The organism is Pseudomonas sp. LB-090624, from assembly GCF_003205205.1.
GTDB lineage: Bacteria > Pseudomonadota > Gammaproteobacteria > Pseudomonadales > Pseudomonadaceae > Aquipseudomonas.
The window spans coordinates 57,321-81,705 of record NZ_QJRL01000007.1; the positions used below are offsets into that span (position 1 = coordinate 57,321).

Genomic DNA, 24,385 nt, shown 5'->3' on the forward strand with positions numbered 1-24,385 from the left:
CACACATCAATGCTTGCTTAACCAAATCGGCGCCTTATTGCCGAACTGCCCTGGACTGCCCAATGAATGTCGCAAAGGATCCTGCAACCCTTCTACCTGCCAGCACCCTGGACTTGCGCCCGCTGCTAGTGGCCAACATGGCCTGCACCATGTCGATGATGGCCTTCGTCGCTTTGATCGGCCCTATCGCCCGCCAGCTCGGCATGGCCACCTGGCAAGCAGGTGCCGCCGTTACCGTGGCTGGCGTGGTCTGGGTGCTGCTGGCCCGGCCCTGGGGCCGCGCAGCGGACCGCCTCGGCCGGCGGCGGATCCTGTTGCTGGGCAGCGCTGGCTTTACCCTGGCCTACTGGCTGATGTGTCTGTTCGTGGAAGGCGCACTGCGCTGGCTGCCGGGCGCGACCCTGGCGTTCATCGGCCTGATGGTCGCGCGCGGTTGCATCGGCGCCTTCTACGCTGCCATTCCGGTGGGCTGCAATGCGCTGATCGCCGATCATGTCGAACCGCAACGCCGGGCCCGGGCCATGGCCTCGCTGGGCGCGGCCAACGCCGTTGGCCTGGTCGCCGGCCCGGCGCTGGCGGCGCTGCTGGCGCGGCATAGCCTGAGCCTGCCCTTCCATATCATGTCGCTGCTGCCCGCCATTGCCTTCCTGGTGCTGCTGTTCACCCTGAAGCCACAGGCGCTGCAGCACAGCCACGCACCCAGCCCGGTGCGGCTGAACGACCCGCGCCTGCGCCGGCCCCTGCTGGTGGCGTTCAGCGCCATGCTCAGCGTGACCGTCTCGCAGATCATCGTCGGTTTCTTTGCCCTGGACCGCTTGCAACTCGGCCCGGCCGAGGCGGCCCAGGCTGCCGGTATCGCCCTGACCACAGTCGGCGTTGCGCTGATACTCGCACAGGTGATACTGCGGCAACTGGAATGGCCACCCCTGAGGATGATCCGGGTGGGTGCAACGGTGTCGGCCCTGGGCTTTGCCTGCGGCTCGCTGGCGACCACGGCACCTTGGCTGTGGGGCTGTTATTTTGTGGCGGCTGCGGGCATGGGCTTTGTCTTTCCGGCCTTTTCGGCCTTGGCAGCCAATGCCATGGAGGCTTCCGAGCAAGGCGCCACCGCCGGCTCCATTGGTGCTGCCCAAGGCATGGGCGCAGTCATCGGGCCATTGGCCGGCACCCTGATCTACGCCCTGGATCCGCGCTTGCCATTCCTGGCCGTAGCAGCGCTGTTGCTGCTGGTCGGGCTGTGGCCAATCCCGCGTCAACAGAGGGTTTGAGAAGCACAGCGCGCAAGCGCGCAGAGTGTGTTTTAATGCGCATCGCTCATTATTTTTAACACCTCTGATTACAAGGCGGCTATGGACACGGGGACGCGACTCAAACTGGTGCGTGAACGCAACAACCTCTCCCAACGGGAACTGGCCCGCCGCAGTGGGCTGACCAATTCGACGATCTCGCAGATCGAGCAGAACCGCGTCAGCCCTTCGGTCAGCTCCCTGAAAAAACTGCTCGAAGGCATTCCCATGAGCCTGGCGGAGTTTTTCAGCTTCGACGAGCCGGTGCGTGAAGAGCGCTACGTGTTCCGTGGCGGCGAACAGCCAGACCTGGGCCGCAACGGCTTGCGCATGCTGCTGGTGGGCGCCAGTGTCGAAGGGCGGCAGATGCGTATGCTGCGCGAACTGTATGCACCTGGCGCCGACTCGGGCGAGCCGATCGTGCATGCCGAGGGCGAAGAATGTGGCCTGGTGACCCGGGGCACGGTCGAGTTGTGGGTCGATGGCCAGGTCAGCGTGCTCAACTCGGGCGATGGCTACTACATCCCCACTACCCTGCCGCACAGTTTCAAGAACATCGGGCCGGACGAGGCCGAGATCATCAGCGCCAATACCCCGGCGAACTTCTGATCAGCGAGGCAGCCGTGCCCGTTGCAAGAGCAGCGTTATGCTGCTCCTTCGGGTACGTTGCCCCTGTTCACCGGCAATACCCGCACTCGCTGTCGGTGCGCACGCGACATTCAGCTGGGGAGGCTGCGCGCGCCCTGAAGCAGCGCAGCCTCGACAAAGTCGAGGCGATCCTGGCCGAAGAACATCTCGTCGCCGACAAAGCAGGTGGGCGCGCCAAATACCCCTCGCGCCACAGCCGCGTCGGTCGCCTGCCTGAGCGCGGCTTTTACTTCGTCATCCGCCGCCAGCGCGTGGAATACCTGCGGGTCAAAGCCACCCAGGCGTAGGGTTTCGTCAAGTACGCCCGCGTCGCTCAGGTTGCGCTGCTGCGCAAACAGCCCCGTGAACAGCACGTTCAGCAATGCCTCCAGACGCTCGGGTGAACGCATCTGCGTGCCCATCACGCCGCGCATCAGGGTCAAGGTATTGACCGGGAACCCCGGTGGCAGCCCATACGGCACGCCGTAGCGTGCAGCAAAGCGCGCCAGGTCGGTGAACAAGTAGCGCCCTTTGGCCGGGATCATCGCCGGCGAAGCGTTACCCGTGGCCTGGAACACACCGCCCAGCAGCATTGGCCTGTAGCGCAACGTGGCACCCAGGCGGGCGCACAGCGCGGGCAGCTGGGTCCAGGCCAGGTAACTGGCCGGGCTGCCCAGGTCAAAATGGAAATCGACAGTCTTGTGCATGATCATGGTCCTTGCGGGGGCGAGAGGGTTTACCAGCGTTCCATCCACGGGCGCAGGTCCAGTTCGAAGGTCCAGCTGTCGCGCGGCTGGGCGTGCAGGAACCAGTAGCTGTCGGCAATGTGTGCCGGGTCAAGAATCCCATCCTGGTCCTTGAGGGCATAGCGCTCCGGGAAGCTGTCGCGGATGAAGGCGGTGTCGATGGCACCATCCACCACCACATGGGCGACATGGATGTTGCGCGGCCCCAACTCCCGCGCCATGCTCTGGGCCAGGGCGCGCAGGCCATGCTTGGCTCCGGCGAAAGCGGCAAAACCAGCCGCCCCCCGGGTACCGGCCGTGGCGCCGGTAAACAGCAGCGTGCCGCGCTCGCGCTGAACCATGCGCCGGGCCACCGCCTGCGCAGTGAGGAAGCCGGCGAAGCAGGCCATCTCCCAGATCTTGAAGTACTTGCGCGGGGTCTCTTCAAGAATGCCGCATGGCACGTTGGCGCCGATATTGAAGACAAAAGCTTCGATCGGGCCAATATCGCGCTCGATGGTTTCGACCAGCTCGGCCACCTCTTCTTCCTTGCGTGCATCCGAAGCAAAACCATGGGCCTGGCCGCCAGCGGCGCGTATCTCTGCCAGCAACGGCTGCAGCTTGTCAGCCTGACGCCGGGTTACGCAGGCGATATAGCCCTCACGCGCAAAACGCTTGGCAATCTCGCCGCCAGTGGCATCGCCCGCGCCAATCACCAGCACTGCTTTTTGTTGTTCTGCCATGCCTGACTCCATTGATGAACGATCGTTTAGTTAACGAACGCTATGTTATGATCGCGGTCACCGTCAAGCCCGCGTCCAGAGGCCAGTGAATGCGCTACTCCACCGAACACAAGCAGCAAACCCGCGAGCGGTTGCTGGCCAGCAGCGGTGCGCTGGCCAAGCGCGGGGGCTTCGCCAGCACCGGCGTGGCAGGGCTGATGAAAGCGATCGGCCTGACCGGCGGTGCTTTCTACAACCACTTCCCCTCCAAGGACGACCTGTTCACCGAGGTAGTACGCCAGGAGCTGTGCAACAGCCCGCTGGCGCGTCTCGCCAACGAGGGTGCCAGCCGCGAGCGCCTGGCCCGCTGCCTGCAGCAGTACCTGAGCCTGGCCCACCTGCACAACGCCGAAGGTGGCTGCCCGCTGCCACCCCTGGGAGTTGAAATTGCCCGTGCCGAAGCACCGGTGCGTGAAGTGGCCGAGCACTGGTTGCTGCAACTGCACCAGGCCTGGAGCACTACCCTGGAGGATGAGCAACTGGCCTGGGTGCTGATCAGCCAGTGTGTCGGTGCATTGCTGGTCGGGCGCATGCTGGCCAGCGAAAGCGCGCAAGCACAGGTGCTGGGCGCTAGCCGCGCGTTTGTCGAACGGGCGCTGCATGAAGCGGATTAGTGCTCTGCTGGGGTTGCTGGTGGTACTGCCGGCATTTGCCGAACAAGCATGCCCGCCTGGGCAGTATCAAGTGTGTCTGATGGGCTGTTTTTGCGCCCCGATCGACCCTGGGCAGGCCGGGCAGATCCTCAAGGATGTCGAGGTCATGGCCTCTTCCAGCCTGAGCTACGCCCTGCGTCAGGCCCGCGACGAAGCCACGGCCAACGGCGTGCAGCCGATCCCGTTGCATATCCGCGCGCAGCTGGAACCCTGGTATGACTTTGCCGTACTCGATACGGCACGCTTTCGGGTGGGTGACGAGCAGCAGATGAGTGCCGCCAATGCACTGCTGCAAAACCCTGATGTGAATGCGGTGACATTGATCGACACCATCATCTTCCGCCGCGCCAGCGACGCCGAGGACAACGTGGCCTTGTGGGCGCACGAGCTCAAGCATGTCCAGCAGTATCAACAACTGGGGGTCGAGGAATTTGCCCGGCGCTATACCCGCAATTACGACGAGCTGGAGGGGCCGGCTTACAAAATCGAGGCCGAAGTGGCCAAGGTGTTGCGCGAACGTGGTTCGGGGCAGGCCAGGTAATCCCGGCCATGGCGCGGCCCCTGTGTCGGAGCGGCCGCGCCAGAGGCCGGGTGGCCATCAAGAGGCGGGCGAAGCCTCTTCGCTCACCTGCTCGCGGCTGGCATAACGCTGCGCCAGCACCGCGCAGACCATGAGCTGGATCTGGTGGAACAGCATCAACGGCAGGATCATCGCACCAATGCCACTGCCCACGAACAGAACCTGGGCCATTGGCACGCCCGTGGCCAGGCTCTTCTTGGAGCCGGCGAACAGGATGGTGATGCGGTCCTCAAGGTCGAAGCCCAGCGCTTTGCCCAGCAGGCGGGTCCCCCACAGCACCACCGCCAGCAGGATGCCGCACACCACGAACAACCCGGCCAGGTGCTGCGGCGAAACCGTGTGCCACAGCCCGGTAACCACTGCCTCGCTGAAGGCGGTATACACCACGAGCAAGATCGAACCCTGGTCCACCACCTTGAGCCAGCGGGCATTGCGCTTGACCCAGGCACCGATCCAGCGACGTGCGATCTGCCCTGCCACGAACGGTACCAGCAGTTGCAAGGTGATCTTCAGTACTGCATCCAGGCCCGAGCCTGTATCACCACTGGCCCCCAGCAACATCATCACCAGCAGAGGGGTGAGGAAAATGCCCAGCAGGCTGGACGCCGCCGCACTGCAGATGGCTGCCGGCACGTTACCGCGCGCCAGTGAAGTGAAGGCAATGGCCGACTGCACGGTGGCCGGCAAGGCACACAAGTACAGCACGCCGAGGTACAACTCGTTGCCCACCAGTGGCACGAACAAGGGTTTGAACGCCATGCCCAGTAGCGGGAACAGCACGAAGGTGCAAGAAAACACCAGCAGGTGCAGGCGCCAGTGACCGGCGCCGGCAATGATTGCCTCACGCGACAGCTTGGCACCATGCAGGAAGAACAGCAGGCCGATGGCGAGGTTGGTCAACCAGCCGAAATACACCGCGCCGTCGCCCGAGCAAGGCAGCACGGTCGCAATCAAGACCACCGCGAGCAAGGCCAGGGTGAAATTGTCGAATAACATGCGCAAATACTTCATCACAGTTTCCGTCTTGTCATTGTCCAGGCGCAGACGATAAGGTTTTCGGCTTTTCGGCGCTAACGCCGGAACCCCCTCGGGTATCGCTCAACGGACACGTTCCACACAAGGACCCCACCCATGCTCCGCCCTCGCCTGGCTGCAGTTGCAGCCGCCATCACGCTCACATTGGGCCCTGTCAACGCCCGCGCCGACGACCAATTGCAAGCCAAGGTCGACCAGATCATCCGCCCGCTGATGCAGAAACAGGGCATCACCGGCATGGCCGTGGCCATCTATGCCCACGATCACGCGCACTACTTCAGCTATGGCGTGGCCAGCAAGGCCGACAACGTGCCGGTAAGCCGTGACACGCTGTTCGAGATCGGTTCGCTGAGCAAGACGTACACCGCCACGCTGGCCGCACTGGCCAGCGCCGAAGGCAAGCTGGACCTTGCAGCCCCGGCCAAGCGCTATCACCCGGCACTGGCCGGCACGCCAATCGGCGATGCGACCGTACTGGAACTGGGCGCCTACAGCGCTGACTGCCTGCCGCTGCAGTTCCCGGATGAGGTACAGACCCCGCAGCAAGTGGTCGATTTCTTCCGCCACTGGCAACCGCGCGCCAAACCCGGCACCCAGCGCTGCTACTCCAACCCCAGCCTGGGGCTGTTCGGTGACTTGGCAGCCCGCGCTCAGCACCAACCGTTTTCCACGCTGATGGCTGAGCAGTTGCTGGCGCAAATGGGCCTTGAAAACACCTACCTGCAGGTCCCGGCCAGTGCCCAGGGGCTGTATGCCCAGGGCTACGACGCCGCCGACAAGCCTGTGCGTGTCGGCCCAGGCCCTTATGCCGACGAGGCCTACGGCATCAAGACCAGCGCCAGCGACCTGCTGCGCTACGTGCGCCTGCACATGCAACCGCACGGCCTGCCACCAACACTGGTGAAGGCCACGGCCATCACCCAGCAAGGCTATTTCCAGGTCGGCGCCATGACTCAAGGCCTGGGCTGGGAGCGCTACCCCTACCCGGTCGCGCTGAACACGCTGGTCGATGGCAACAGCGCGCGCCTGATCCGTGAGCCGCAGGCAACCACCCGCCTGCAACCTGCCCTGCCGCCGCAGGCAGCAGCCTGGTACAACAAGACTGGATCAACCAATGGCTTTGGCGTCTACGCCGCATTCGTGCCCGCTGAACAGCTGGCGGTAGTGCTGCTGGCCAATCGGAACTACCCCAACGAAGCCCGGGTGCGCGCGGCCTTCGACATCCTCTCCGGCCTGTAGTGCTCAGCCTGATTGTCGAACAAAACGACACGATGTAGTGCATCAAAATATTCACTACAAAATGGTTGACGCCATTCATCGCCCTTGTGCATGATGAAGCTGTCTCCCCGATCGGGAGCGGTGGCAAGGGTGTTCCAGACGGCCTGCGCGGTAACGCAGGCCGTCCGTGGAGAGGGAAACTGTCCAAAAGGCAGCGTGAGAAAGCCCCTGTTGCGATGCTGCTGTAGCAGCCTTGGTAGTGCGCTACACCGTGGTGGCGCCAACTGTGAAAATCACCTACGAATGGGTAATGGGGGCTTTATGATGAACTTGAACAACAATCCGACTATCGACCAATTGGCCCAGCTGTTCGCCGTACGCAAGGACAGCCTTGACGACCACCTGCTGTGGGTCAGCCAAACCGGTGAAGTGCGCCTCGACCGCCTGCCACCGAACACCGTCGAAGATGAATTCGAAGAGCACCTGCCAAGCATGCGTGCACGCTTCAAGGTCTACCGCCGTGGCCAGGGCTACGTCGGCAAGAAGGCCGCAGCCGACACCGAATTCGTTGGCCGCGTGCTGCAGACCCTGCAACAAGAATGGCCCGCTGCCCGTGAGCAGCAGGCAGTCAAGGTGATCGAACCGTTGAATTGAGGGTTCGCACCCTTAACAGAGCCCGGCCCGCATAGGCCGGGCTTTTTTATGCCTGGCGCCGCTGCGGGCGGCTTTCCGGCAGGGGCAATGCGCCCGTTGCCATCGCCCGGGCGCGGTCGACACCCCAGACCAGGGCACGGGTCATGGTCTCGCCAGGCCGAGCAGGGTAATACTCTTCCAGCAACGCCCGCCCATCCCCGGCATACAACCCCAGGAACAACTGCGTTGCCCCCAGGCGCGACAAGCGCACCTGCACATCGAGTGTGGTGCCATCGCTGAGGGCTTCATCGTGGCTGCGGCTGTGCAGCTGGGCATCAGCCCACTGCCAATAGGTCTCTTCCCTGACTCGCATGAGCGTTCAATCCTCCGTCGCTGGAATGCCGCATCAGAAAAGCACAGCCGTGACCATCCGGCGAGCGCTACCCGGCATTACCATGAGGCGGATCAACGAATGGCAATAAAAACCCCGCCATCGGGCGGGGTCAGGTTGGGGCGGGATTACTTCTTCAGCGGTACCCGCGGCATGAAGCGGCCTTTTTTACTGCGCTGCAGGTGTGCAGGCTGGAGCTGTTCGGAATCATCCAGCGTCATGTGGGCGAAACCCAGGCGGAATGCCGACTGGCCGCAACGCACCTGACTGTTGATCGGGAACGCGTCGTTCAGGTCTTCGAAAAAGGATTCGCTCATGCCCTGTCTCCCTCCAGTGGCGGTCGCGCCGACAACCAGAAAAGTTGCCCAGTGAACGCGGCCTGTGAAAGTGAGACTAGCTGGTCATTTGCGGACTGCCTGGACGATGATCCCGCAGCCGACCAGTGGCAGATGGCTCTATTTCAAGCGTACTGCCGTACCGGTAGCAAAAACCACGACCATGCCGCCCTGTACCGACGGCATGCTTATCTCGAAATCCACACCCACTACCGCATCGGCTTGCAACTGCCGTGCCCGCGCCTTGAGTTCTTCGGTTGCCTGCTCGCGGGCTTCGCGCAATGCGCTTTCCAGGGTTTGCGAACGGCCGCCGAAAACATCGCGAAACCGTGTGAAGAAATCGCGCACGAAGTTGATGCCCTGCACCGATTCGGAGCTGACCACACCCAGGTATTCGGCAATAGGGCGGCCTTCGAGCTGGCTGGTGGTGGAAATGATCATGGGTACGCTCCGTTTACCTGGCAAAAAAGGCTGATTCTAACAGAGCACATGACCGCGGCAGTCAAGCCACAGACGGGGGACAGTGCATGCCCGGGAAGCCAACACCGCACTGGCGGGCACAGGTTGTGCCCGCTGTCACGGTCATTGCATAGGCTCCAACTCAGGCGCTGGCCGCCCGCAACCGCTGGCCAATGCGCGCCCCGAACACGTTCACCAGCAACCCGGCCATCACCAGCAAGGCCCCCCAGCCCTGGGTCGCTGTCAGGCGTTCGCCCAGTAGCAAAGCCGACGAGCTCAAGCCAATCACCGGCACCAGCAGCGAGAATGGCGCCACCTTGCCCGCCGGGTGGCGCGACAGCAGCTTGCTCCACAGGCTGTAGCCCAGCATGGTCGCGACGAAGGCCAGGTACGCCAGGGCCAGCACGGAACTCCAGCTGATGTTGGCCAGCGCGTGGCCAATCCGCTCGGGCCCTTCCAGCCACCAGGACAACAGCAGAAACGGCAGTGGCGGAATCAGCCCGCCCCAGATCACCAGCGCCACCAGGTCGACCGAGCCGAAGCGCCGGGTAATGATGTTGCCCAGCCCCCACATGGCGCCCCCACACAGGGTCAGCAACAGCGCCAGCATCGGCACATGGCTACCGTCTTCACTGCCGATCAGCGCCAAGCCACTGGCCGCCACCAACAGCCCAAGCACGCTGGCCAGGCGCAACCGCTCACCAAGGAACAACGCGGCAAAACCAAGGGTGAAGAAGGCCTGCGACTGCAGGATCAGCGAGGCCAACCCCGGCGGCATGCCGCTGTACATGGCTTGAAACAGGAACGCGAACTGCCCCAGCGAGATGGTCGCACCGTAGGCGATCAGCCAGCGCCAGGGCAGCTTGGGCCGCTTGACCAGCAGGATGGCCGGAAACGCCACCAACAAGAAACGCAATGCCCCCAGCAGCATCGGCGGCAACCCATCGAGGCCAACCTTGATGACTACAAAGTTGACTCCCCAGGCGATAATCACCACCAGGGCGATAAGCAGGTCCTTGAGCGGCATTGCGACTTCCTTCTTCAGGCGTTTCTGGACATATTTCGTTACAGCATAAGGCTATTCCTTTCTTGGGGACCAGCACAGTTATGGCCAAGGGTTGCGCAACAGTGACTGTGCCGCCCTACCCCGCCGCTTACGCGCATCGCCAGCTTTAGGCCGCCGCAAACAGCTCGTTGGCAATCTGCGCCTGGGCAGCAACAATCGCCTGGGTGCGCTGCTCCGGGCCGTAGGCCAGACCATGGGCGCGGACGATTTCCAGCTCGGTTACGCCAATGAAACCCAGGAACACTTTCAGGAAGTCTTCATGCCCGGCGCCTGTCGGCTGGCCGGCGTGCAGGCCACCAGCGGTGGAAACCAGGACCACTTTCTTGTTGCCGCACAGGCCTTCCGGGCCGGCTTCGGTGTAGCGGAAGGTCTTGCCGGCGACGGCCACGCGGTCGATCCAGGCCTTGAGTTGGGTCGGCACGGTGAAGTTGTACATTGGCGCACCAATCACCACGGCATCAGCCGCCAGGAACTCTTCCAAGGTCTCGGCGCTCAGTTTGGCTTCGAAGGCCAGAGCGGCGTCACGCATGTCTTCTGGCGTACCTGCAGCTACCAGGGTGGCGGCAGAGAAGTGGGCGATGGCGTCGGCGGCCAGGTCACGGTACACCACCTCGACGCTTGAGTCGGCGGCTTTCCAAGCTTCAACCACTTCTCGGCTCAGCTGGCGGGAGGCGGAATTGTCGCCCAGGATGCTCGAATCGATGTGCAACAGTTTCATAGGACTCTCCTGTGATTGAAGACCGCATCTGTGGGCGATCACGTTGCAGAGAATCCTACCGGGATGATTAATAACTGATAAGGCAGTAAAAATGCGTTAGTTTGTCCCACAGATAGAACAGTGAGACATTCTCGTGCAAGACCTCAACGACCTTTTCTATTTTGCCCGCGTCGTCGAAGCCGGCGGTTTTGCCGCCGCCGGGCGCCAGTTGGGCATCCCCAAATCGCGCCTGTCGCGGCGTATCGCCGAACTGGAAGAGCGCCTGGGTGCCCGCCTGCTGCAGCGCACCACACGGCAGCTGAAGCTTACCGCGGTCGGCGAACGCTATCTGCATCACTGCCAGGCCATGCTGCTGGAGGCTGAAGCCGCCGATGAGACAGTGGCCAGCATGAGTAGCGAACCCCGCGGCCGTTTGCGGGTGTCCTGCCCGGTGGCGTTGGCGCACGCCTTCCTGCCGGATGTTATCAGCCGCTTCCTCGAACGTTACCCGCATGTGCAACTGGACATGGTGCTGCTCAACCGCCGGGTCGACTTGATTTCCGAGGGTATCGACGTGGCATTGCGTGTGCGTGACCTAGGCGATGAAGACCCTGCCCTGGTTACCCGCCGCCTGCGTCAGGCGCAAATGCAGCTCGTTGCTGCTCCCGGCTTTGCCGACCACATTCGCGCGCCGAGCGAGTTGGCATCGGTACCGGTCCTCGGCGCTGCCGAAGCCGACCGATTGGTACACTTCCGCCTGTTCGGCCCCAATGGTAAGCACCAGGAAATCGCACTGGAACCCCGTTTGGCGATTGATGATTTCGTAGTACGTAATGCAGCTGTACGGGCCGGCCTTGGGTTCACTGCGCTGCCCAGCATGTTCTGTGAGGAAGAGCTGGAGCGCGGCGAGCTGGTGCGCCTGCTGCCAGACTGGTCACTGCCGGGTGGCTATTTGCAAGCGGTGTACCCGCACCGCCGTGGCTTGCTCCCGGCAGTGCGGGCGTGGATCGATCACCTGGCGGCCTCGTTTGAAGCGTGTGGAGAACGGTATGTCTGAAAGGAAGATGAGCGAGGCTCAGGTGGCGGCGTTTTGCCTGGGCCTGCCGGGGGCGCGAGAAGACTACAAATGGGGCGGCATCCGGGTGTTCTCGGTAGCCGGCAACAAGATGTTCGCGGTGCTCGACCTGGCGGGTGCGGGGTTGTCGTTCAAGGTGGCCGATGAACTGTTTCTCGGCTATTGCGACCGCCCAGGGGTGCGGCCGGCGCCATATCTGGCGCGGGCGCGGTGGATCAGCATGGCGCTGCCCTACCCCATGGGCCGTGATGAGCTGTGCGATTTGCTACAGCGCTCACACCAGCTGGTGGTGCGGCGGCTGCCCAAGCGCGCGCAGGTGGGGTTGTTGATATGACGCCACCTGGACAAGCCTACGAAGGCGCCGGGGCAGCCACGCCTCAACCAACAGGCAGATAGCGCCCATCAAAAAACAGCCAGTCCGCCCAGAACACCTGATGCACCAGCACGATCACCCAGAACACCAGCTGGTACGAAACCTTGCGCGTCTTGTGCCGGAACAGTTGCTGTGCCAGCAACGCCCCTGGCCATCCGCCCAGCAGTTCACTGGCATGCAGCACTTTCTCGGGTGTCCGCCAGGCCTGGGTACGCGCCTGCTGCTTGTCCTGCCAATATAGCAACAGGCTGATCAGGCTCATGGCCGGGTACAGGGCCAGCGGCCACCAGGCCTGGTCATTCCAGGCCATGCGCGCCGCCCCCAGGCCCGGTAACAGGCACAACACAGCCAACACCAGCAGCTTCAGGCGCACATTCTGCACCCCAGCAACCCTTTGCCCCCGCAGCGCCTCAGCCATGTGCGGTCGACCAGTCAACCCAACCAAACTGCCAGGTCGCCAGGATCAACAGGCCGAACACGATGCGATACCAGGCAAACGCCGCATAGCTGTGGTTGGCAATGAACTTGAGCAGCGCCCGCACCGCGATCATGGCGAAGATGAACGAGGTCACGAAACCAATCGCGAACACTGGCAGGTCAGCAGGCTGGAACAGGTCACGGTACTTGTAGCCTGAATAGACCGCTGCACCGACCATGGTCGGCATCGCCAGAAAGAACGAGAACTCGGTCGCCGCCTTGCGCGACAGGCCAAACAGCAGGCCGCCGATGATGGTCGAACCGGAACGCGAAGTGCCCGGGATCATCGCCAGGCACTGGATGAAACCGATCTTCAGTGCATGGCTCCAGCGCATCTCGTCCACGTGGTCAACCTGCACGCGATGGTCGCGGCGCTCGGCCCAGAGCATGATCACACCGCCAACTACCAACGCAGCGGCGACGGTGATCGGGTTGAACAGGTACTCATGAATCAGGTCGGCGAACAGCACACCCAGCACCACGGCCGGCATGAACGCCAACAGCAGGTTGCCGGTGAAACGCCGCGCTGAGGGCTGGCTGGTCAGGCCGAAAACCACTTCGAGAATCTTGCTGCGGAACTCCCATACCACCGCCAGGATCGCCGCCAGCTGAATGATGATATTGAAAGCCATGGCCCGTTCGCCGCCAAAACCGATCAGGTCAGCGACAATGATCTGGTGGCCGGTACTGGATATCGGCAGAAACTCCGTCAACCCTTCCACCACGCCCAAGATGATTGCCTGGAAGGCAGTCCAAAAATCCATCATTCCCCCGATGGAGCGCTGCGCGTCGCAGGCCCCTTGTTCTTGATTTGCTTGTGATTGCCGCACGCGGCCCGGCTGTTTTACAGCGACTGTTGGGACCAATGCCAGTGGAAAAGTTCACGCCCGCTAAAGGTTTCATCCAGCGCGGCCGAAATGCTAACAGAGCGCCTTTGCAATCGGCTTGTTCGACCCTGTTGCAGACTGCCACGAAGATAGCACTTAGCCATTAGTCTGGTGGGCCCTGGGTGCAAAGCATGCTTGGATGCATCTGAATAACAAGAACAATGCGGGAGCTCCTGGATGAAGACTCTGAGATCAATGTCGATCAGCCGTCGCCTGTGGCTGATCCTTGTGGTGGCGGTAGCCATGCTGGTGGTGTTGGGGCTGCTGATGCTGCGCCAGATCCACGGTGACCTGTACCAGGCCAAGGCGGAAAAGACGCGCCACGTGGTACAGACCGCTGCGGGTGTGCTGGCCTACTACCAGGGCCTGGAGGCGGCCGGCACGCTCAGCCGCGAAGCCGCCCAGCAGCAGGCGCTGCAGGTAGTGCGCGCGCTGCGCTACGACCACGACGACTACTTCTGGATCAACGACCTGGGGCCGAGGATGATCATGCATCCGGCCAACCCCAAACTTGACGGCCAGGACCTGTCGGCCATCCGCGACCCCGACGGCTTTGCCGTTTTCAACGAAATGGTCGCCCTGGCCCGCCAGCAGGACGCCGGCCCGGTCAATTATCGCTGGCCCAAGCCCGGCGCCAGCGAACCGGTGGCGAAGACCTCCTATATACAGCTGTTCAAACCGTGGGGCTGGATCATCGGTTCGGGCGTATACGTCGATGATGTGCAGGCAGAATTCGCCCGCCAGCTGCGTGATGTCTCGCTGGTGGGCGTGGGCATTGCCCTGCTGATGGCGCTGGTGGTCATGCTGATTGCTCGCAGCATCGCCCGGCCCTTGCAGGAGGCGGTGCAAGCCATGGGCAACATCGCCAGTGGCGAAAGCGACCTGACCCGGCGCCTGGACACCCATGGCCATGACGAAATCAGCCAACTGGGCGAACACTTCAACCGCTTCAACGGCAAGCTTCAAGGCGTAGTTGGCCAGTTGCAGGCGGCCGCACACGCGTTGGCGCAGTCTGCCGGGCATGTCGGCGACAACGCCGGTGCCGCCCAACAGCACAGCGCCCGGCAATCACTGCAGATGGACCAGGTGGCCACGGCAGTGAATGAAGTGACCTATGCGGTGCAGGACGTGGCCAAGACGGCCGAACAGGCTGCCGGTGAAATGCGCACCGCACAGCAGCAAGTTACGCACGGCCAGCAAGCCATCCACGGCAGCCTGGCGCAGATCGACCGCCTTTCGTTGACCATCGACCAGGCGGTGCAGGTAATCCGCGACCTGGCCGGGCACAGTACCCGCATCGGCGGGGTACTGGACGTGATTCGCTCGATTGCCGAACAGACCAACCTGCTGGCATTGAATGCGGCCATCGAAGCCGCTCGGGCCGGCGAGCAAGGCCGTGGCTTTGCCGTGGTTGCCGATGAGGTGCGCCTGCTGGCCCAGCGCACAGCGCACTCCACGGCCGAGATCCATACCATGATCGAGCACCTGCAGAGCCAGTCGGATGCCGCTGTCCTGGCGATTGATACCAGCAGCGAGGCGTCGCGCCAGACCGTGGAGCAAGCCCGCGAGGCCGGCGCCAGCCTGGACGCCATCAACCAGGCGTTGAACAATCTCACCGCCCTGAATGCCTCCATCGCCAGCGCTACCTTGCAACAATCGCATGTGGTCGAGGAGATCAACCGTAATGTGCTGGACACCGCCGGGCTATCCCAGCAGACCGCCGATGCGGCGCGCCAATCCAGCGATGCCGGTGTAGCGCTGGGGCAGTTGAGCGAGGCATTGGAGCAGTTGCTGCGCCAGTTCCGCGTGTAGCTCCAGCACGTTCTCTGCATGCATTGAGAATCGCTGGCGCGCTACACCTTCACACAACGAACAGCTACAATCGCGCCCCTCCCCCGCAGCCGCCAAGGATCGCCGATGTCCGGCCTTGAACTCATCGCCGCCGTCCTCGGCGTCACCGCTGTCTGGCTCACGGTCAAGCAGAACGCCTGGTGCTGGCCAATCGGCCTGGTCATGGTGCTGATCTACGGCTGGCTGTTCTACGAAGTCAAACTGTACTCGGGCATGTTGCTGCAACTGGCCTACGCCATCCTGCAACTGTACGGCTGGTGGCAATGGAAGCGCCCAGGCCACGCACAAGACGCCCGTCAGGTCACCCGCCTGCAACGCCCGGCGCTCTACCGTGGCCTTGCTGCGGGGCTTTTGCTGAGCGTCACGCTGGGTACGGCCATGGCCAACTGGACCGATGCCGCCCTGCCTTGGCTCGATGCCAGCCTGACCGGCTTCAGCCTGGTGGCGCAATTGTGGATGGCGCAAAAACGCCTGCAATGCTGGCCGCTGTGGGTGGCAGTCGACGTCATCTACGTGGGCCAGTACCTGCACCAGCAGTTGTACTTCACTGCCGGCTTCTTTGCCGTGCTCACCCTGATCGCGGTGCGCGGCTGGCTGGAATGGCGCCGTGACCCGGCGCTGGTGCAGGCATGAGCATGCAACAGGCGATGAAAGTACTGGTGCTGTGCGGCCCGGAATCCAGCGGCAAAAGCTGGCTCAGTGGCGTGATCCAGGCGCATTTCGGTGGCGTGGTGGTGGCCGAGTACGTGCGCCATTTCATCGAGCAGGAGGGCCGCGACACCTGTTTTGCCGATATCCCAGCCATCGCCCGCGGCCAGCTGGCGTGGGAAGACCACGCCCGGGAGCAGGCCCCGCCGTTGCTGATTCTGGACACCCATCTGCTTAGCAATATGCTGTGGAGCAAAGCGCTGTTCGACGACTGCCCAGCCTGGATGGAGCAGGCATTGCTGGCACGGCGCTATGACTTGCACCTGTTGCTTAGCCCGCAAGGGGTGGAGTGGGTCGCCGATGGGCAGCGCTGCCAACCCGAGCCGGGCGACCGTCAGCGCTTTTTCGATGACAGCCTGCGCTGGCTCGAACAGAATGACAAAGCCTACAAAATCATTGATGGCAATTGGCCTCAGCGCCAGTTGCTGGCCCTGCAAACAGTGGCTAAGCTCATTGATAGCACTGCGCCACCCTGTCGCTAAGCGTGTTAAGCCGCTGACACACTCCGCTGGGGCAAAGCCCCCGAAAATGCGGGCCCTCCCCCCGATCCGGGGGCAGTGTCAAGCTGATGAAACACCCCTGCAAAAACCTTTCCAGTCAAGGCCACTGCTGGTTTCGCCGGCGACGCCTGCCGCTATCTGTTTCACGGCTGAAACAAAATGCGCCGCGATTTGTCAGCCTCTGGCGCTAACCAGTTGATCTGAAAACAATTCCCGAAAGCGGCACACCTTCTGCTCTCTTGTTCGCATCGCTGAACAGGGCCAGCGCTCAAAGAAGGAATTGCCGTCGTGAGGAAAACAGACAATCGCCTTTATCACGTCTTGCTGATTGGGTGTGTACTGGGGTCGCTGAGCCTGACGGCGCAGGCCGACAAGGGGATCATCATCATCACCCGCGATGTCCAGGTGCGAAACGCGACGATTCCGCCGCTGATACCTGACCCCAACCCTACCACCGTCAATGCCAACCCATCTGCCTATGTGCTCAAGCAAACCAACGAGCTCAGTGACGGCGACTTCGCCAGCATCAGCAGTGGCGCCGGCATCAGCAACCTGATCACCCAGCAGACCAACAACCTCGGTGGAAACCTCGGCAACCAGAACCAGCTACCCAACCTGTCAGGTGGCCGTGGCACGGGTGGCTCGGGTAACGGTATCGCCAACATGGTCAACTCAAGTGTGCAGCGCGGCCTGGCGCCGCTGCAGATCCTGACGGGCGGGGGCAAGTGAGATGAAGCTCACGCTGCTGATCCTGGCCACCCTGTGCACTGCACCGGCCTTCGCGCAGTCCCTCGTTCCCGTCATCAACAACGCCGATATCGACAGTTCCGGCAGCCGCTATCAGGGCAACCTCTCTGTCAACCAGGCCGCTGGCGACAAACAGCAGCAGGTCAATGCGCGTGCCATCGCTGTCGGCCCCGAAGCCAGCGCCAGCACGCAGATCCGCCAACGCCTGAATACCCCGGCTGACCCTGCAATGGACGCCCACGCGACCATTCGGGGCAACGCCTTCAGCAACGGCAGTGGTGCCCTGGGCGTGAACCAGAGCGCCGGCGCCAATACCCAGCAAGCCAACGCCCTCAGCATCAGCGTTGGCGCGCAACCGCAAAGCATCGACGACAGCGTACTCATGCAACAGAACGTGGCGCTGATCAACAACTCCGGAGCAACTGACATTCCAGCCGGCTATCGCCAGGTCACCACCAGTGACCAGGCCTTCACCGGTAGCCGTGGGGTGATCCAGTTGAACCAGAGTGCCGGGGTGGGAAACCGCATGGCCAACACCTTGAGCATCCGGGTCGCGGATTGACCCTTTCAGTCAAGAACGACACTTAACCTAATAGCGTACGGAGAATCACCATGAAACCCTCGATGGCAATCAAGCCTCTGGTTTTCGCAATTGCTGCGGTCATGGCTGTTGCTGTACAAGCTGGGCAAAACGATCGGCGCAATGACCACCATCACGGCCACCATAACAATGGTCAGCACACGCCTCCACCCACCAAGATCCCTGTGTATGCAACGGCCAACGCCTGGGATACCCAGTCCAGTACCGATAACCGCATCAGCAACCAAGGCACCATCAACGAAGCCGAGATGAGCGACTCGGGCACTGGCTCCAGCGGCAACGTCGGCATCAACGTGGCGGCCGGTAACGGCAACCAGCAGGACAATGCGGCTGCCATCGCCAACGCCGGCTCCGAATCGAGCCTGGACAACAGCTTCGTGTTCGGTATGGCCAGCGCTACTGCCGACGTACAGCAGACCAGCAGCGACAACCGCGTAGACAACTACTCGACGCAGTCTTCTGCTTTGATGAGTGGCTCGGCCAGCGGGGCTGAGGGCAACATCGGCATCAACATTGCCGGTGGCGACCTCAACCAGCAGAAAAACACCATGGCTATCGCCAACACCGGTGCCCCGCTGGGTAATGCGACCGCCACCGCCTCGGCAAACCAGGACGGCCCTGGCCTGACCGTGAACAACAGCGCCGACCGCACCTACCGGGTGGATACGATTACCATCACCAAGTCGGCCAGCGGCTCGAGCTCGCGTGACGGCACCTTCAACTCGACCGATGATCGCAACTCGTCGTCCAGCTTTAGCGTGGCCGGTTCGCAAAGCGCCAGCAACAGCGGCTCCAGTGGCTGGAACTCGGCCGGGTCGAAATCCAGCAATGCCAGTGGCTCCAGCAGCATGACTGCCAGCGGCTCCAATGGCTGGAGCGCCAGCGGCTCGGCCAGTGGCAGCGCCAGCTCGTCGAGCAGTGCCAGCCTCAACGCCAGCCTGGCCGCTGCAGCTGATGCCACCCGCACTGTCACCACGGACGACGGTCGTCGCGAACGCACCCGTAGCAGCAGCTTCGATGGCTCGCTGAACGCTTCGCTGGATGTCTCGGTCGACAAGTCGCGCGAAAGTGCATACGACTCGTCGTTCGAGAAGGCCTTCGACTCCAACTACGACAAGTCGCGCGAATCGTCGTATGACAAGTCTCGCGATTCTTCGTACACGAAGTCCCACGAGTCCTCGTACGAGAACGCTTCGGCGTCCGAATACGCCAAGTCTGGCGAGAAATCGCATCAGTCGTCCAACGACGTCTCGAAGAGCTACAGCGAAAGCAGTGCTTACGACTTGAGCAATACCGTGTCCTTCCAAGTGCTGACCCCGACCGGCTGGGCCAACCCTGTTACCAACACTGCAACCCTTAGCGGTTCGGTGAACGGTGGCAGCGGCAACCTGGGCGTGAACGTGGCTGCGGGTGTGGGCAACCAGCAAAGCAACTCGCTGGCCATCTCCAACACCTCGTTCTGATCGCTGCGCTTGAGGCCCCCTTCGGGGGGCCTTTCTTCCACAGAACAAGAAGGCATCCGATCATGCGCATTATTGCCCTGGCGTTTTTGCTGTGCCTGGCCAGCGTGAACGAAGCTGCACAAATGCCGCTGTCCGTGCTGCCGGGCGGCGCTGTCGTGTTCAAGCCTATCCAGAGCCTACGCGAACGCAAGTTCGCCGACCTGGTGCAACAGAAGACCGACTTCAGCTGCGGCGCCGCCGCGCTGGCGACCATCCTGCGCCAGGCCTACTGGCTGGACGTCGACGAACACCAGATCATCGAAGGCATGCTGGCCCACGCCGACCAGGACCTGGTGCGTACCCAGGGCTTCTCGATGCTCGACATGAAACGCTACGTCGAAAGCCTGGGCATGCGTGCCCGCGGCTACCGGGTAGCACCCGACACCTTGCACAGCGTGCGCATTCCGGTCGTGGTGCTGATGGACGTGCGTGGCTACAAACACTTTGTGGTCATGCAAAAAGTCGACAGGGGCTGGGTATATGTGGGTGATCCCGTGCTGGGCCACCGGCGCTACAAGGTCGACGATTTTCTCAAGGGCTGGAACGGCATCATCTTCGCCGTGATCGGCCAGGGTTACGACAAGAACAACATCCTGCTCGACCCGCCCCTGCCACTGACCGCCAAGGGCCGGGTGAACAACTTCACCCCTGTGCAGGACGCAGAGCTGCTGGACTTCGGCTTCATCAAAAGCGACTTCTTCTAACGACTGTTCTAATGACAAGGAGCATGAGGCTCCAGGGAGCATTTCATGAAGACTTCATTGTGGTTGGCCATCGCCTGCCTGGCAGCCAGCTTGCCCAGTCACGCAGAGGTGTTGAAACCCATCGAACTGAAGGACCAGGAGCTGGCGAACCTGCGGGGCCGCTATGTGATGCCCGGACGGATCGTGAGCTTCGGCATCGTCATGTCCAGCACCTGGCAAAATACAAAAGGGGATGTGATCGGGGCAACGTCAACGCTGCAAGTTCAGCAATCGACCATCAAACCCCAGTTCTATGTATCGATGATTGATAAAAAAGGCGCAGGTACGGCGCCGAGCAGCGCTTCTACTGCCGGGACTGGCGTGGTAACGGGCGGCAAAGGCCTGACCACCACCGAAGGTGTGACCCAAGTGGTCCGTGCCGCCGGTGACAACAACGCCGCTTACAACAACGTCGATATCAACGTGACCAAAGCGAACCAGGCCCCCGCCGTCCAACAGCAAGGCCAGGTACTGGCCGCCGGGCAGACCCTGGTCGGGGAAAATGGCGCCGGCGCGCTGAGTGTGTCCTCCAGTGGTGTGGGCGTGCAGGTCAACATCAATGCCAGCAACAACCAGGGCAGCAGCGTGCAACGCCTGGCCCAAGGTGGCCTGCTGCAGAACTCGACCCTGCTTGGCAACGGCAACCTGGTCAACAACGTCACCACCCTGAACGTTGTCATGCGCGAGAGCGTGCCGACAGCGGCTTCGCTCAACGGTAGCCTCGACCAGCTCAAAGGTCTTCGCACCTTCGGATACTGATCTACGCTCAGTCTCATCAAAAGTAGTTGGAAGGGACGGCAACTCCATGTACCGATCTTTTACGCTCAGAGCTTTTGTGTGCTTGACTACCTTGGCCCCCGCCACCGCACTTTACGCAGCCGCCGACCCACAAGTCGAAGCGCTGAAACAGGAACTGATTGAACTCAAACGCCGCTATGAGGCGCAGCAACAGGCGCTGATGGTGCTGGAGCAACGTGTGCGCCAGGTCGAGGAGGCCCCAGCGGCCGCGCAACCCAGACGCTTGGTCAAGTCTCCCGCCGAGGGCGTGAAAGGTGCACAGACCGTTGCCTCTGGCGCACCGGGCACCACAGGAAGCTCCTACGGCCAGGCGCTGACGGCCGATTCCGAGCCGGCGCAAAGTGTTTCCAACCTGTATGACGAAGCCAGCGGATTCTTTGGCGGGGGCAAGTTCAGCTTCGAAACCGGCGTCACCTATACCCATTACGATACCCGTGCGCTGACCCTTAACGGCTTTTTGGCCCTGGACTCGATCTTTCTCGGCAGCATCAACCTCGACCGCATCAAGGCCGATAACTGGACCCTGGACATGACCGCGCGCTACAACCTGGCGCAGCGCTGGCAGTTCGATATCAACGTGCCCGTGGTGTACCGCGAGTCGACTTACTCGTCGGGTGGCGCAGGTGGCGCCGGGGCCAGCACGTCTGACGCGTCGGTGACCCGCGACCCCGAGATTGGCGATGTCAACGTCGGCGTGGCCTACAAGTTCCTCGACGAGGACGAAACCTGGCCCGACGCGGTCGCAACCCTGCGCATCAAGGCGCCGACAGGCAAGGACCCGTACGGCATCAAGCTGCGCGAGGTCGATGGCAACAGCAACCTGTCGGTACCGGAAAGCCTCCCGACCGGCAACGGCGTGTGGTCGATCACCCCAGGCATATCGCTGGTGAAAACCTTCGACCCGGCCGTGCTGTTCGGCAGCCTGTCCTACACCTACAACATGGAGGACTCGTTCAGCGACATCAGCCCGCAGGTCAACAGCAAGGTCCCGGGTGACGTCAAGCTCGGCGACTCCTGGCAGATCGGCGGCGGTATCGCCTTTGCCCTCAACGAGAAGATGAGCATGTCGTTCTCGGTGTCGGACCAGTTCGCCCGCAAGAGCAAGATCAAACCGGACGGCGGCGACTGGCAGTCGATCTCCAACAGTGACTATAACGCCGCCAACTTCAACATCGGCTTGACCTTCGCCGCCACCGACAACCTGACCATCGTGCCCAACCTGTCCATTGGTCTGACCGATGATGCCCCGGACTTTTCCTTCAGCCTGAAATTCCCCTACTACTTCTGACAGTTACTCCTGGCCGGGCCCCGCCAGGCGGGCCCGGCAAATGGTTACCAGCCTTGTAGCCGACCGCGTTACCTGCCCTGGCCTGTTATCATCATGCACAGATGTATGACGATTTGATGGCAAAAGGGATGTTTTTGTGAAGAACCTGTCCGACCACCCACGTATCCGGCTTGCCGCCCTGGCAGGCCTGGTGCTGGTGATCCCACTGGGTACGCGCGCCATGCTGGGTTGGTCCAATCCGCTCGGTTACCTGTCCGACCTCGCACTCGGCAGCCTGCTGCTGTTGCTGCTGCACCGCCGGCCATGGTGGCTGGCCCTCCCCATACTGCTGGCCTGGGCGGCTCTTTGGGTCGCCTCTGCCGAACTTGTAAGCGCGGTGGGCCGCCTGCCCACCAGCGCCGACCTGACCTACTTGCTCGACCCGCAGTTCATGGAAAATTCGACCGGCGGCGGTCTGGCCCATGCCTGGCTGCCCTGGGTCATGGGCGGCGGCCTGCTGGCCTGGCTGGCCAGCGCCTGGCGCAGCCGCGCAAGGCTCAGCCAACCTCTGCCGCGCAAGGCCTGGGCCATACCGGTACTGCTGTTCGCCGCCCATTGGGGCAGCCAACACGTGCTGCCTTCGGACGCCGACCAGTGGCGGCAATACAACCTCACTCACCAGCTGATGTCTGCCGGTGTCGGCGACCTGCAACGCCAGGTCGAAGGCTGGATGGGCCAGACACAGCCCTTCACCCCGCTGCCCAGCGCCGGCCTGACCCAATCCGACCTGCATGGCCAACGCCTGCTTGCCGGCCCGGGCAGCGCGCGCAACCTGCTGGTCATCACCATGGAAGGCATCCCCGGCGCCTACCTGCGGCCCAACCGCCAGGCGCTGCACAGCCGTTTCGACGAAGACCTCATGCCCAAGCTCAGCAAGTGGGCCGAGCGCGGCATGAACACCCCTGACTACGTATTACACACTCATCAAACCATCCGCGGCCTGTACGCGATGTTGTGCGGTGACTACGACAAACTGGCCAACGGCACGCCCAAGGGCGTGGAACTGCTGACCCAGAACGAACGCAACCAGGCCTGCCTGCCGGCGCAACTGCGCCAGGCCGGCTTTACCACCCACTACCTACAGGGCGCAGGCCTGCGCTTCATGGCCAAGGACCGCATCATGCCGCACATCGGCTTCGACTCGGTGCACGGGCTGGAGTGGTTCCGCAACAAGAATTACCTGGATTTTCCCTGGGGCAAGGATGACCGCGCGTTCTTCGAAGGTGCCTTGGGCTACGTCGGCCAGTTGCAGAAGCAGGACAAGCCTTGGATGCTGACTTTGCTTACCGTGGGCACTCACCAGCCGTATTCGGCCCCGGCCGAATACCTTGAACGCTACGACACCCCGAAACAGGCGGCGGTGGCCTACCTAGATGACGCCGTCGGGGCATTTCTCGACGGCCTGGAACGTCAGGGCGTGCTCAAGGACACCCTGGTTGTGCTGACTTCCGACGAGTCCCACGGCATCGATGGTGTGCGCCTGGCTTCGTCGTGGGGCTTCAACCTTACCCTGGCACCGGAGCAGGCCCAGTTGCCGCACATCAAGCGTGGCACATACGGCCATGTCGACCTGGCGACATCGCTGCTCGACTACTTCTCACTGCCCATCCCCATCGCGCTGGGCGGTCGCTCGCTGTACCGCGACTATGACACTGGCCGTGAGATGATCGCCTACACCAACGGCATGCTGCGCTACCACAATGGCCAGGGCGTGTTCACCGAGTGCGACTTCCAGCAGCGCTGCAGGCGTTACGCCAGCGAAGGCTTCATCGCCGACCAGGCCCGCTACCTGGGGCCCGGCGACAGCTTGCTCGGTCAGCAGGTTGGCGCCTTGGCCGGGGTACTGGATCAGTCCCTGATGCAAACCCCGCTCAACCTGCGTTACCAGTTCGGCGGCCCTGCGCCGATCAAGTTGCGCAAGCGCATTCAGGATGACTGGGCCGACAACCTGATTGGCGCCCAGTACCTGGAAATGCCCGAGGGCTCGCATACTCGCGTGCGGGTCAAGGTACGCTCACTGGACCCCAAGCGTGCAGCCTACATCCAGCTCAAGGCCAAGCAGCTGGAGCAGGATGTGCCACTGGGCCTGCCGGAAGAAGTCAAAGTCACCGCCGACCAGCCGCTGGAGATGGAGTTCGGCTTCGACAACCCGACCGAGCGCAAGGCGTTCTCCTTCCACTTGCTGGGCTATGGCGGCGGCAAGGTGGAAATCAGCGACTTCAGCGTGATCACTGCATTGCCCGGCGAGGATGACGCGGCCGATGAACGGACCGAGGGGCATATCGCCCATTCGGGCTGAGGGGCTACCG

28 protein-coding genes are annotated in these 24,385 nt (G+C 62.5%); 18 read left to right on the top strand and 10 right to left on the bottom strand.

The window, feature by feature from the left end:
• Nucleotides 1-62: 62 nt before the first annotated feature.
• Nucleotides 63-1,268: an MFS transporter gene (locus DMX11_RS09650; protein WP_110744321.1), complete on the top strand. Its 1,206-nt coding sequence runs from the start codon at nt 63-65 to the stop codon at nt 1,266-1,268.
• A gap of 81 nt (nt 1,269-1,349) precedes the next feature.
• Nucleotides 1,350-1,895, top strand: coding sequence for a cupin domain-containing protein (locus DMX11_RS09655; RefSeq protein ID WP_003248033.1), 546 nt, complete (start codon nt 1,350-1,352; stop codon nt 1,893-1,895).
• Nucleotides 1,896-2,005: 110 nt separating this feature from the next.
• Here the strand turns inward: DMX11_RS09655 and DMX11_RS09660 are convergent, their stop codons facing one another.
• Both DMX11_RS09660 and DMX11_RS09665 read right to left on the bottom strand, forming a co-directional pair.
• Nucleotides 2,006-2,620, bottom strand: coding sequence for a 2-hydroxychromene-2-carboxylate isomerase (locus DMX11_RS09660; RefSeq protein WP_110744450.1), 615 nt, complete (start codon nt 2,618-2,620; stop codon nt 2,006-2,008).
• 29 nt (nt 2,621-2,649) lie between these two features.
• Nucleotides 2,650-3,381 carry an SDR family oxidoreductase gene (locus DMX11_RS09665; protein ID WP_110744322.1) on the bottom strand — a complete coding sequence of 244 codons (732 nt, stop codon included), beginning with the start codon at nt 3,379-3,381 and terminating at the stop codon, nt 2,650-2,652.
• Between the two features lie 89 nt (nt 3,382-3,470).
• Here DMX11_RS09665 and DMX11_RS09670 point away from each other — a divergent pair, with 89 nt between their 5' ends.
• Both DMX11_RS09670 and DMX11_RS09675 read left to right on the top strand, forming a co-directional pair.
• Entirely contained in the window at nt 3,471-4,034 is a 564-nt protein-coding gene (locus DMX11_RS09670; RefSeq protein ID WP_110744323.1) for a TetR/AcrR family transcriptional regulator, read from the top strand.
• A complete protein-coding gene (locus DMX11_RS09675; protein WP_110744324.1) occupies nt 4,021-4,614 on the top strand; it encodes a DUF4157 domain-containing protein in 594 nt (197 codons plus the stop codon). The genes DMX11_RS09670 and DMX11_RS09675 overlap by 14 nt, the downstream gene beginning before the upstream one ends.
• Before the next feature lie 57 nt (nt 4,615-4,671).
• Here DMX11_RS09675 and DMX11_RS09680 read toward each other — a convergent pair whose 3' ends face one another.
• Complete coding sequence (locus DMX11_RS09680) at nt 4,672-5,664, bottom strand: bile acid:sodium symporter family protein (RefSeq protein WP_110744325.1); 993 nt, start codon at nt 5,662-5,664, stop codon at nt 4,672-4,674.
• A 120-nt stretch (nt 5,665-5,784) separates the two neighbouring features.
• Here DMX11_RS09680 and ampC point away from each other — a divergent pair, with 120 nt between their 5' ends.
• Together ampC and DMX11_RS09690 are read left to right on the top strand one after the other, a co-directional pair.
• A complete protein-coding gene (ampC, locus tag DMX11_RS09685; protein ID WP_110744326.1) occupies nt 5,785-6,927 on the top strand; it encodes a class C beta-lactamase in 1,143 nt (380 codons plus the stop codon).
• Nucleotides 6,928-7,227: 300 nt separating this feature from the next.
• A complete protein-coding gene (locus DMX11_RS09690) occupies nt 7,228-7,560 on the top strand; it encodes a hypothetical protein (protein WP_003253895.1) in 333 nt (110 codons plus the stop codon).
• Between the two features lie 46 nt (nt 7,561-7,606).
• Here the strand turns inward: DMX11_RS09690 and DMX11_RS09695 are convergent, their stop codons facing one another.
• From DMX11_RS09695 to DMX11_RS09715, 5 genes are all read right to left on the bottom strand, one after another.
• Nucleotides 7,607-7,912 carry a hypothetical protein gene (locus DMX11_RS09695; RefSeq protein ID WP_110744327.1) on the bottom strand — a complete coding sequence of 102 codons (306 nt, stop codon included), beginning with the start codon at nt 7,910-7,912 and terminating at the stop codon, nt 7,607-7,609.
• A 146-nt stretch (nt 7,913-8,058) separates the two neighbouring features.
• Nucleotides 8,059-8,247, bottom strand: a complete 189-nt coding sequence (locus DMX11_RS09700; protein ID WP_033698317.1) for a hypothetical protein — start codon at nt 8,245-8,247, stop codon at nt 8,059-8,061.
• Between the two features lie 138 nt (nt 8,248-8,385).
• Nucleotides 8,386-8,706 carry a YbjQ family protein gene (locus DMX11_RS09705; protein WP_027916804.1) on the bottom strand — a complete coding sequence of 107 codons (321 nt, stop codon included), beginning with the start codon at nt 8,704-8,706 and terminating at the stop codon, nt 8,386-8,388.
• A 160-nt stretch (nt 8,707-8,866) separates the two neighbouring features.
• The gene (locus DMX11_RS09710) at nt 8,867-9,751 is read right to left on the bottom strand and encodes an EamA family transporter (protein WP_110744328.1); all 885 of its coding nucleotides are present in this window, start codon (nt 9,749-9,751) and stop codon (nt 8,867-8,869) included.
• 145 nt (nt 9,752-9,896) lie between these two features.
• The gene (locus DMX11_RS09715; protein WP_110744329.1) at nt 9,897-10,508 is read right to left on the bottom strand and encodes an FMN-dependent NADH-azoreductase; all 612 of its coding nucleotides are present in this window, start codon (nt 10,506-10,508) and stop codon (nt 9,897-9,899) included.
• A 133-nt stretch (nt 10,509-10,641) separates the two neighbouring features.
• On the opposite strand from DMX11_RS09715, the gene DMX11_RS09720 reads away from it, so the two are divergent.
• Nucleotides 10,642-11,544: a LysR substrate-binding domain-containing protein gene (locus tag DMX11_RS09720; RefSeq protein ID WP_110744330.1), complete on the top strand. Its 903-nt coding sequence runs from the start codon at nt 10,642-10,644 to the stop codon at nt 11,542-11,544.
• Nucleotides 11,537-11,896 carry an MmcQ/YjbR family DNA-binding protein gene (locus tag DMX11_RS09725; protein WP_110744331.1) on the top strand — a complete coding sequence of 120 codons (360 nt, stop codon included), beginning with the start codon at nt 11,537-11,539 and terminating at the stop codon, nt 11,894-11,896. The genes DMX11_RS09720 and DMX11_RS09725 overlap by 8 nt, the downstream gene beginning before the upstream one ends.
• 43 nt (nt 11,897-11,939) lie before the next feature.
• Here DMX11_RS09725 and DMX11_RS09730 read toward each other — a convergent pair whose 3' ends face one another.
• Together DMX11_RS09730 and DMX11_RS09735 are read right to left on the bottom strand one after the other, a co-directional pair.
• Nucleotides 11,940-12,353 carry a DUF1294 domain-containing protein gene (locus DMX11_RS09730; RefSeq protein WP_110744332.1) on the bottom strand — a complete coding sequence of 138 codons (414 nt, stop codon included), beginning with the start codon at nt 12,351-12,353 and terminating at the stop codon, nt 11,940-11,942.
• Nucleotides 12,346-13,176 carry an undecaprenyl-diphosphate phosphatase gene (locus DMX11_RS09735; protein ID WP_110744451.1) on the bottom strand — a complete coding sequence of 277 codons (831 nt, stop codon included), beginning with the start codon at nt 13,174-13,176 and terminating at the stop codon, nt 12,346-12,348. The genes DMX11_RS09730 and DMX11_RS09735 overlap by 8 nt, the downstream gene beginning before the upstream one ends.
• A gap of 300 nt (nt 13,177-13,476) precedes the next feature.
• Between DMX11_RS09735 and mcpP the strand changes: the two genes are divergently transcribed.
• The 10 genes from mcpP (at nt 13,477) to DMX11_RS09785 (ending at nt 24,375) form a co-directional block, all read left to right on the top strand.
• Entirely contained in the window at nt 13,477-15,111 is a 1,635-nt protein-coding gene (gene mcpP / locus DMX11_RS09740; RefSeq protein WP_110744333.1) for a methyl-accepting chemotaxis protein McpP, read from the top strand.
• A 105-nt stretch (nt 15,112-15,216) separates the two neighbouring features.
• Nucleotides 15,217-15,783: a nicotinamide riboside transporter PnuC gene (gene pnuC, locus DMX11_RS09745; RefSeq protein ID WP_110744334.1), complete on the top strand. Its 567-nt coding sequence runs from the start codon at nt 15,217-15,219 to the stop codon at nt 15,781-15,783.
• Nucleotides 15,780-16,340, top strand: a complete 561-nt coding sequence (locus DMX11_RS09750) for an AAA family ATPase (RefSeq protein WP_110744335.1) — start codon at nt 15,780-15,782, stop codon at nt 16,338-16,340. Before pnuC ends, DMX11_RS09750 begins: the two co-directional genes overlap by 4 nt.
• Before the next feature lie 306 nt (nt 16,341-16,646).
• Complete coding sequence (locus tag DMX11_RS09755; RefSeq protein ID WP_110744336.1) at nt 16,647-17,087, top strand: hypothetical protein; 441 nt, start codon at nt 16,647-16,649, stop codon at nt 17,085-17,087.
• 1 nt (nt 17,088) lies between these two features.
• Nucleotides 17,089-17,667, top strand: coding sequence for an adhesin (locus tag DMX11_RS09760; RefSeq protein WP_110744337.1), 579 nt, complete (start codon nt 17,089-17,091; stop codon nt 17,665-17,667).
• 50 nt (nt 17,668-17,717) lie between these two features.
• Nucleotides 17,718-19,169: a heme utilization protein gene (locus DMX11_RS09765; protein ID WP_110744338.1), complete on the top strand. Its 1,452-nt coding sequence runs from the start codon at nt 17,718-17,720 to the stop codon at nt 19,167-19,169.
• A gap of 62 nt (nt 19,170-19,231) precedes the next feature.
• Entirely contained in the window at nt 19,232-19,912 is a 681-nt protein-coding gene (locus tag DMX11_RS09770) for a C39 family peptidase (protein WP_110744339.1), read from the top strand.
• A 45-nt stretch (nt 19,913-19,957) separates the two neighbouring features.
• Complete coding sequence (locus DMX11_RS09775; RefSeq protein ID WP_110744340.1) at nt 19,958-20,710, top strand: hypothetical protein; 753 nt, start codon at nt 19,958-19,960, stop codon at nt 20,708-20,710.
• A 46-nt stretch (nt 20,711-20,756) separates the two neighbouring features.
• Entirely contained in the window at nt 20,757-22,037 is a 1,281-nt protein-coding gene (locus tag DMX11_RS09780; protein WP_110744341.1) for a transporter, read from the top strand.
• Between the two features lie 136 nt (nt 22,038-22,173).
• Complete coding sequence (locus tag DMX11_RS09785) at nt 22,174-24,375, top strand: LTA synthase family protein (RefSeq protein WP_110744342.1); 2,202 nt, start codon at nt 22,174-22,176, stop codon at nt 24,373-24,375.
• Nucleotides 24,376-24,385 lie beyond the last annotated feature (10 nt).

Excerpts from the sequence above, each read along its gene's own strand:
- DMX11_RS09670 (WP_110744323.1), top strand. The coding sequence starts at position 3,471 with ATGCGCTACTCCACCGAACACAAGCAGCAAACCCGCGAGCGGTTGCTG.
- DMX11_RS09770 (WP_110744339.1), top strand. The coding sequence starts at position 19,232 with ATGCGCATTATTGCCCTGGCGTTTTTGCTGTGCCTGGCCAGCGTGAAC.
- DMX11_RS09665 (WP_110744322.1), bottom strand. The coding sequence starts at position 3,381 with ATGGCAGAACAACAAAAAGCAGTGCTGGTGATTGGCGCGGGCGATGCC.
- pnuC (WP_110744334.1), top strand. The coding sequence starts at position 15,217 with ATGTCCGGCCTTGAACTCATCGCCGCCGTCCTCGGCGTCACCGCTGTC.
- DMX11_RS09730 (WP_110744332.1), bottom strand. The coding sequence starts at position 12,353 with ATGGCTGAGGCGCTGCGGGGGCAAAGGGTTGCTGGGGTGCAGAATGTG.
- DMX11_RS09765 (WP_110744338.1), top strand. The coding sequence starts at position 17,718 with ATGAAACCCTCGATGGCAATCAAGCCTCTGGTTTTCGCAATTGCTGCG.
- DMX11_RS09775 (WP_110744340.1), top strand. The coding sequence starts at position 19,958 with ATGAAGACTTCATTGTGGTTGGCCATCGCCTGCCTGGCAGCCAGCTTG.
- DMX11_RS09760 (WP_110744337.1), top strand. The coding sequence starts at position 17,089 with ATGAAGCTCACGCTGCTGATCCTGGCCACCCTGTGCACTGCACCGGCC.
- ampC (WP_110744326.1), top strand. The coding sequence starts at position 5,785 with ATGCTCCGCCCTCGCCTGGCTGCAGTTGCAGCCGCCATCACGCTCACA.
- DMX11_RS09655 (WP_003248033.1), top strand. The coding sequence starts at position 1,350 with ATGGACACGGGGACGCGACTCAAACTGGTGCGTGAACGCAACAACCTC.
- DMX11_RS09675 (WP_110744324.1), top strand. The coding sequence starts at position 4,021 with ATGAAGCGGATTAGTGCTCTGCTGGGGTTGCTGGTGGTACTGCCGGCA.
- DMX11_RS09710 (WP_110744328.1), bottom strand. The coding sequence starts at position 9,751 with ATGCCGCTCAAGGACCTGCTTATCGCCCTGGTGGTGATTATCGCCTGG.
- DMX11_RS09680 (WP_110744325.1), bottom strand. The coding sequence starts at position 5,664 with ATGAAGTATTTGCGCATGTTATTCGACAATTTCACCCTGGCCTTGCTC.
- DMX11_RS09780 (WP_110744341.1), top strand. The coding sequence starts at position 20,757 with ATGTACCGATCTTTTACGCTCAGAGCTTTTGTGTGCTTGACTACCTTG.
- DMX11_RS09660 (WP_110744450.1), bottom strand. The coding sequence starts at position 2,620 with ATGCACAAGACTGTCGATTTCCATTTTGACCTGGGCAGCCCGGCCAGT.
- DMX11_RS09735 (WP_110744451.1), bottom strand. The coding sequence starts at position 13,176 with ATGGATTTTTGGACTGCCTTCCAGGCAATCATCTTGGGCGTGGTGGAA.
- DMX11_RS09725 (WP_110744331.1), top strand. The coding sequence starts at position 11,537 with ATGTCTGAAAGGAAGATGAGCGAGGCTCAGGTGGCGGCGTTTTGCCTG.
- DMX11_RS09705 (WP_027916804.1), bottom strand. The coding sequence starts at position 8,706 with ATGATCATTTCCACCACCAGCCAGCTCGAAGGCCGCCCTATTGCCGAA.
- mcpP (WP_110744333.1), top strand. The coding sequence starts at position 13,477 with ATGAAGACTCTGAGATCAATGTCGATCAGCCGTCGCCTGTGGCTGATC.
- DMX11_RS09695 (WP_110744327.1), bottom strand. The coding sequence starts at position 7,912 with ATGCGAGTCAGGGAAGAGACCTATTGGCAGTGGGCTGATGCCCAGCTG.
- DMX11_RS09750 (WP_110744335.1), top strand. The coding sequence starts at position 15,780 with ATGAGCATGCAACAGGCGATGAAAGTACTGGTGCTGTGCGGCCCGGAA.
- DMX11_RS09690 (WP_003253895.1), top strand. The coding sequence starts at position 7,228 with ATGATGAACTTGAACAACAATCCGACTATCGACCAATTGGCCCAGCTG.
- DMX11_RS09700 (WP_033698317.1), bottom strand. The coding sequence starts at position 8,247 with ATGAGCGAATCCTTTTTCGAAGACCTGAACGACGCGTTCCCGATCAAC.
- DMX11_RS09715 (WP_110744329.1), bottom strand. The coding sequence starts at position 10,508 with ATGAAACTGTTGCACATCGATTCGAGCATCCTGGGCGACAATTCCGCC.
- DMX11_RS09650 (WP_110744321.1), top strand. The coding sequence starts at position 63 with ATGAATGTCGCAAAGGATCCTGCAACCCTTCTACCTGCCAGCACCCTG.